8 protein-coding genes are annotated in these 5,968 nt (G+C 58.2%); 4 read left to right on the forward strand and 4 right to left on the reverse strand.

Going from position 1 to position 5,968, the window contains the following annotated elements:
- The 4 genes from ACESNI_RS09635 to fabD form a co-directional block, all read right to left on the reverse strand.
- A partial coding sequence (locus tag ACESNI_RS09635) for a beta-ketoacyl-ACP synthase II (protein ID WP_373086369.1) occupies positions 1-906 on the reverse strand: 906 nt, incomplete at its 3' end.
- A gap of 59 nt (positions 907-965) precedes the next feature.
- Positions 966-1,196 carry an acyl carrier protein gene (locus ACESNI_RS09640; protein WP_373086371.1) on the reverse strand — a complete coding sequence of 77 codons (231 nt, stop codon included), beginning with the start codon at positions 1,194-1,196 and terminating at the stop codon, positions 966-968.
- A 184-nt stretch (positions 1,197-1,380) separates the two neighbouring features.
- Positions 1,381-2,118 carry a 3-oxoacyl-ACP reductase FabG gene (gene fabG, locus ACESNI_RS09645; RefSeq protein ID WP_373086373.1) on the reverse strand — a complete coding sequence of 246 codons (738 nt, stop codon included), beginning with the start codon at positions 2,116-2,118 and terminating at the stop codon, positions 1,381-1,383.
- Between the two features lie 46 nt (positions 2,119-2,164).
- Complete coding sequence (fabD, locus tag ACESNI_RS09650; RefSeq protein ID WP_373086374.1) at positions 2,165-3,118, reverse strand: ACP S-malonyltransferase; 954 nt, start codon at positions 3,116-3,118, stop codon at positions 2,165-2,167.
- Between the two features lie 194 nt (positions 3,119-3,312).
- Here fabD and rpsF point away from each other — a divergent pair, with 194 nt between their 5' ends.
- The 4 genes from rpsF to rplI are packed head-to-tail and all read left to right on the forward strand — an operon-like array spanning position 3,313 to position 5,644.
- Positions 3,313-3,780: a 30S ribosomal protein S6 gene (gene rpsF, locus ACESNI_RS09655; protein WP_373086375.1), complete on the forward strand. Its 468-nt coding sequence runs from the start codon at positions 3,313-3,315 to the stop codon at positions 3,778-3,780.
- Entirely contained in the window at positions 3,780-4,016 is a 237-nt protein-coding gene (gene rpsR / locus ACESNI_RS09660) for a 30S ribosomal protein S18 (RefSeq protein ID WP_373086376.1), read from the forward strand. The genes rpsF and rpsR overlap by 1 nt, the downstream gene beginning before the upstream one ends.
- Before the next feature lie 45 nt (positions 4,017-4,061).
- Positions 4,062-5,015: a DUF2232 domain-containing protein gene (locus tag ACESNI_RS09665; protein WP_373086377.1), complete on the forward strand. Its 954-nt coding sequence runs from the start codon at positions 4,062-4,064 to the stop codon at positions 5,013-5,015.
- Positions 5,015-5,644, forward strand: a complete 630-nt coding sequence (gene rplI / locus ACESNI_RS09670) for a 50S ribosomal protein L9 (protein ID WP_373086378.1) — start codon at positions 5,015-5,017, stop codon at positions 5,642-5,644. The genes ACESNI_RS09665 and rplI overlap by 1 nt, the downstream gene beginning before the upstream one ends.
- Positions 5,645-5,968 lie beyond the last annotated feature (324 nt).

Consider the following 5,968-nt stretch of genomic DNA (forward strand, 5'->3'; position numbering starts at 1 on the left):
AGGGTTCAGCCCGGATTTCTTGAGCGCCATCTGCATGGCGCGGAACCCGCCGTCACCATCGCTGGCCGGAGCCGTAATATGATAGGCATCGCCGGAGAGGCCATAGCCGACGACTTCGGCATAGATCTTGGCGCCGCGCTTTTTCGCATGTTCATATTCTTCAAGAACGACAATGCCCGCCCCCTCGCCCATGACGAAGCCGTCGCGGCCCTTGTCATAGGGACGCGAGGCCGTTTCCGGCGCGTCGTGGTAACCCTTGGACAGCGCCTTGGCGGCGGCGAACCCGGAGATGCCGAGACGGCAGATCGCTGCTTCCGCGCCGCCCGCGACCATCACGTCAGCATCGTCATCGGCGATCATCCGCGCCGCATCGCCGATAGCATGGGCGCCGGAGGAACAGGCGGTGACCACCGCATGGTTCGGTCCTTTGAATCCGTGGCGGATAGAGACCTGGCCGGAGCAAAGATTGATCAGCGCGCCCGGAATAAAGAACGGGCTGACCCGGCGCGGGCCCCGCTCATGCAGGATGATGGCATATTCCTCGATCGACGGGAGGCCACCGATGCCGGAGCCGATAGTGACCCCGGTGCGGCAGGCCTCTTCCTCGGTTTGTGGCACCCAGCCGCTGTCCTTGACTGCCTCATCCGCCGCGGCAATACCGAAAAGGATGAAGTCATCGACTTTGCGCTGTTCCTTGGGCTCCAGGTAATTATCGGCGATGAAGGCGTTCGGATGATCCGGGTTGATCGGCACTTCACAGCCGTAACGGACCGGCAGGTCGTCGGTGTTGATTTTGGTCAACAGGCCCGCCCCGGATTCGCCGTTTATCAGCTTCTTCCAGGTCGGGGCAACACCATTTGCCAAGGGGGTTACCAAGCCCAGTCCGGTAACAACCACACGTCGCATGCTAAAACCTATCGAAAGTGTTCAGGAGAAATCTGAGGCCTATCGCCGTTCCTTATCGATCACGCAGCTTCGATATGCGTGATCGCGTCTTTCACTGTCAGGATCTTTTCTGCGGCATCATCGGGAATCTCGATACCGAATTCTTCCTCGAATGCCATAACGAGCTCAACCGTATCCAGGCTGTCCGCGCCCAGATCATCGATGAAACTTGCTTCGTCCGTAACTTTTCCCTCGTCTACCCCGAGATGTTCAACAACAATTTTCTTAACGCGTTCTGCGGTATCACTCATAGCTGTATCCTTAGACAATCCGACAGTTAAATTTGTATAACTCATTCCTTACCCCCACGGTCCCGAAAATTCAAGCACCAACGGAGGTCAAATTGGTGCGGTTTCCTAACATACTTTAATCCGGTTGCAAAGGAAACCTCGTAGCGAAGTGAATTTATCCATCACTATGGCCGGCAAGCGGCCGTCATATCATCGCCATGCCGCCGTTCACATGCAGCGTCTGCCCGGTCACATAGGCCGCCTCGTCAGAGGCAAGATAGACAACCGCCGCCGAGATATCCGCCGGACGCCCGAGCTTGCCAATCGGCACCCCCGTCAGCAGCGCCTCCTTCTGGGCGTCGGGCAGCGCATCCGTCATCGCGGTCTCGATAAAGCCGGGGGCGATGCAATTGACCGTGATGCCGCGGCTTGCCACTTCCTGCGCCAGCGATTTAGACATGCCGATCATGCCCGCCTTCGACGCGGCGTAATTCATCTGGCCCGGATTGCCGGTGACGCCAACGATGGAGGTGATGCCGATAATCCGGCCAAAGCGCCGCTTCATCATGCCGCGCAGTACATTACGCGACAGCTGGAACGCCGCCTTCAGGTTGACATCCATGACCAGGTCCCAGTCCTCGTCCTTCATGCGCATGGCAAGGCCGTCACGGGTCAGTCCGGCGTTATTGACGAGAATATCCACCTGCCCCATGGCCGCCTCGGCCTGCTTGATCAGTTCAGCCACCGCCGCCGGATCGGAGAGATTACAGGGCAGGACATGGACCCGATCACCGAGCTCGGCGGCGACCTCTTTCAGGGCATCCTCACGGGTGCCGGAGAGGGCGACGGTGGCGCCGCGCCCGTGCAAATCGCGGGCAATGGCCGCCCCCAGCCCGCCCGAGGCGCCAGTGACCAGTGCGAATTTACCAGTTAGATCAAACATGTTATCCCTCATTTGTTATCCTGTTTATCAAGTCATTCCCGCGCGCCTACAAGCTGGCGAGAAAGGCCTCGATATCCTGTGAGCCCTGAACGGCGGAGCCGGTCATCTCGCGATTGATCCGCCGCACCATGCCGGTGAGAATCTTGCCGGTGCCCAGCTCAACCAGCTCGGTGACCCCTTGCTCCCCCATATAGAGAACGCATTCACGCCAGCGCACCCGCCCGGTTACCTGCTCGACCAGCAGGCGGCGGATGCTATCGGGATCGCTCACCTCCGATGCCGTGACATTAGCGACCAGCGGCACGCGCGGCGGGGCTATCACAACCTCGGTCAACTTCTCCGCCATGACATCGGCGGCGGGCTGCATGAGCGGGCAATGGAACGGGGCGCTGACCGGCAGCAGCATCGCCTTTTTCACGCCTTTCTCCTTGGCAACCTCGATGGCCGCCTCGACCGCCTCCTTGTGACCACTCAGAACCACCTGGCCATCAGCATTGTCGTTGGCAACAACGCAGATCCCGCCATCGACGGATTTTGCCTGTGCCTCAGCGACCAGTTCCTCGACCGGGCCGATATCGAGCCCGAGAAGCGCTGCCATCGCGCCAATGCCAACCGGTACCGCCTCCTGCATGGCAAGGCCGCGCGCCTTCAGAAGTCGCGCCGCATCGGCGAGATCCAGCGCTCCCGCCGCCGTCAGCGCCGAATATTCACCGAGCGAATGGCCGGCGACAAAGCGGGCGGTCTTGGCAAAATCCATGTTGCCGTCCTTTTCAAGAACGCGGACCACGGCCAGGCTCGCCGCCATAAGGGCGGGTTGCGCATTTTCGGTGAGGGTTAGTTCCTCAATCGGGCCTTCAAACATCAGGCGGCTGAGATTCTGGCCGAGCGCATCGTCCACTTCCTGAAAAACCTCGCGGGCGACGGAATGGCTTTTCGCCAGCTCCTGCCCCATGCCGACAGCCTGGCTGCCCTGTCCTGGAAAAATGAATGCACGTGTCATTAATTGGGTCCGATCCTTGTTATGGTCACGCCATGGGTATATTGCAGCAAAAATTCCTGTCAAGCCCACTTGCATAAGGCCGTAAAATCTGTATAGTCCGCCGCCTCAATACTCCTTGCCGACGGAGGTCGGCTAAGCCTGGTTGGTTACATAGGGTAACTCCAAGCATCCAAGAGCCATAAGGAGCTTTATATATGCCTCTTTACGAGACAGTTATTATTGCACGTCAGGACATCTCCACCCAGCAGGTGGAAACCCTGACCGAGCATATGTCCGGTTTTATCACTAGCGGCGGCGGCGAAGTCGCCAAGGTTGAAAACTGGGGCCTTCGCAATCTTGCCTATAAAATCAAGAAAAACCGCAAGGGTCATTACGTCCTGTTGAATATCGATGCTCCGGCACCGGCCGTCAAGGAAATGGAACGCAATCTCAGCCTGCATGAAGACATCCTGCGTCACATGACGATCAAGGTTGAAGAGCTTGACCCGAATGATTCCGTCATGCTGCAGAGCCGCAGCGCCCGTCCCGGCGGTCGCCGTGACCGCGATGACGACAGCGATGACAAGCCTGCTACGGCAGACACCGAGACCAAGACTGCCGACGAAAAAAGCACCGATGAACCCGCTACCGCTGAAAAAGCGACCGCAGAAGGAGACGCATAATGGCTGATGCACAACGTCGCCCGTTTTTCCGTCGCCGCAAGACCTGTCCGTTTACAGGCGAAGGCGCCCCGAAAATCGATTACAAGGATGTCAAACTCCTGCAGCGCTATGTCTCGGAGCGGGGCAAGATCATGCCAAGCCGCATTACCGCGGTCTCGGCGAAGAAGCAGCGGGAACTGGCAAAAGCAATCAAACGCGCAAGAAACCTGGCGTTACTGCCGTTCCTCGTACGATAGAAAGTCCGGGCAGCGGCTGTTTCGCCGCCCGGTAGTAGACTGACCATGGCCAAGGAACTACTCGTTGCCGTTGCGCTTGGCATCTTAAGCACGCTGCTGCTGTCGATTTCCGTCGTTGGAAATTCCGGGATGGCAACGTACGGCATGGCGTTTCAGTCTCTCGCCTTATGGACATTGTCTCTGGTCCCGCTGTTTGTGTCGGGCCTTGGGTTCGGTGTCCGGAGTGCCGCGATATCGGTGGTGAGCGGGGCTGTGGTCGCAGCCGTGCTCCTTGATCCGGTGTTCGGGTTGACCTATGCCGGAATTTCCGGCGTCCCGGTCGTCATTCTCGTCCGTCAGGCGTTGCTGAAGCGGGAAGCGGACGGGCAGATATTCTGGTATCCAACCGAATATCTGATGATGTGGTGGGCCGGTATATGTATTGCCCTGACGGTCGCCGCGATGGTGATGCTGAACTGGGATGAGGGGTTGCGACAGGCGCTGGTCTCGGCTTTTGACCAGATGATGGTGCAACTGAAAGAAATAAGGGGTGTCAACTCCGCACTGACCGGGAGCGATTTCGTGGCGATGATGCCGCAGTTTCTCGGTCCGATGTGGGGCCTGTTTATCCTGTTGAGCGGCAGCCTTGCGCAAGGGGTGCTGGTCCGCTTCAACCGGAATATAAGGCCGACACCCGAATTGACGAAGATGGAGCTGCCGGTATGGCTGGCTCTTGCCTTCACGGCGGCGGTGGTCCTGAGTATTATACTCGACGGTCACTGGCCCGTAGTGGGGGCGATAGTGATCACGCTGGAAACCGTGTTCTTCCTGCAAGGGATGGCGGTTATTCATGTGGTCAGTCGCAGATGGAACGGCCGCCCCTTCATATTGGGGGCGATTTACGCAGTATTAATTGTAACGTTATGGCTGGTTGTGGTGATAACGATACTGGGATTGATGGAAAACTGGGTCGGGTTCAGGCGTCGCTTTGCCCCCCCCACCCGCGAGGAGGATGACTGATGGAAGTAGTTTTACTGGAACGAATTGAGAGACTCGGGCAGATGGGCGATGTCGTCTCTGTCAAAAACGGGTACGCCCGCAACTACCTGTTGCCGCAGAACAAGGCCCTGCGCGCCAGCAAGGAAAACCTGGGACTGTTCGAAGCCCAGCGCGCCCAGCTTGAGGCGGAAAACCTCAAGCGCCGCGACGAAGCCGCGAAAGTCGGCGAGAAGCTCGATGGCGTCACCGTCATCCTGATCCGCGCCGCCAGCGATTCCCAGCAGCTTTACGGCTCGGTCAGCACTCAGGATATCGCGAAAGCGGTCACCGAGGCAGGCTTTACCGTCAGCCGCAAACAGATCATTCTCGACAAGGTTCTCAAAACTCTTGGCCTGCACGACGTGAAGGCGCGCCTCCACCCGGAAGTAACGGTTGATGTTGTTGTCAATATCGCCCGCTCCAAGGAAGAAGCCGAGATTCAGGCCCGCGGCGAGTCCGTCGAGGAGGCCGCCGAAGCCGCCCTTAACGAACGTGACGAATCCGTGGTCAATGTCTTTGAATCGACCGCCGAAGTTGATATGGACGAGTTGCGGCCAGCCACGGAAGGCCGTTCGGACGACAGCGAAGATACCGATAAAGACCACGCGTAAATCCCACGCGCTTTATCCTTCTCCCATAAAGGCGGTGCCGGTTCTCCGGCGCCGCTTTTTTATATGCCTGGCTAATGTTATCCCCGAAGTTCACAGGCTGTGCACGGATTTTATCCCCAAATAAATTCTGCCCGATAATCTTTATCGTTCGCCACGCTATTTATCCTCCGCCAAACTATGCTACGATCACGCCATGGAAACCGTAAAGCTCAATGAAGGCCGCTCCGGCGACGAGGGCGACACCCCCGCCTATCGCACCGCCCCCCATAATATCGAGGCGGAGCAGGACCTTATCGGTGCCATTCTTGTCAATAACGAAGCCGG

The organism is Sneathiella sp. (genome assembly GCF_041689005.1).
Taxonomy (GTDB): Bacteria; Pseudomonadota; Alphaproteobacteria; order Sneathiellales; family Sneathiellaceae; genus Sneathiella.

Excerpts from the sequence above, each read along its gene's own strand:
- ACESNI_RS09640 (WP_373086371.1), bottom strand. The coding sequence starts at position 1,196 with ATGAGTGATACCGCAGAACGCGTTAAGAAAATTGTTGTTGAACATCTC.
- fabG (WP_373086373.1), bottom strand. The coding sequence starts at position 2,118 with ATGTTTGATCTAACTGGTAAATTCGCACTGGTCACTGGCGCCTCGGGC.
- fabD (WP_373086374.1), bottom strand. The coding sequence starts at position 3,118 with ATGACACGTGCATTCATTTTTCCAGGACAGGGCAGCCAGGCTGTCGGC.
- rpsF (WP_373086375.1), top strand. The coding sequence starts at position 3,313 with ATGCCTCTTTACGAGACAGTTATTATTGCACGTCAGGACATCTCCACC.
- rpsR (WP_373086376.1), top strand. The coding sequence starts at position 3,780 with ATGGCTGATGCACAACGTCGCCCGTTTTTCCGTCGCCGCAAGACCTGT.
- ACESNI_RS09665 (WP_373086377.1), top strand. The coding sequence starts at position 4,062 with ATGGCCAAGGAACTACTCGTTGCCGTTGCGCTTGGCATCTTAAGCACG.
- rplI (WP_373086378.1), top strand. The coding sequence starts at position 5,015 with ATGGAAGTAGTTTTACTGGAACGAATTGAGAGACTCGGGCAGATGGGC.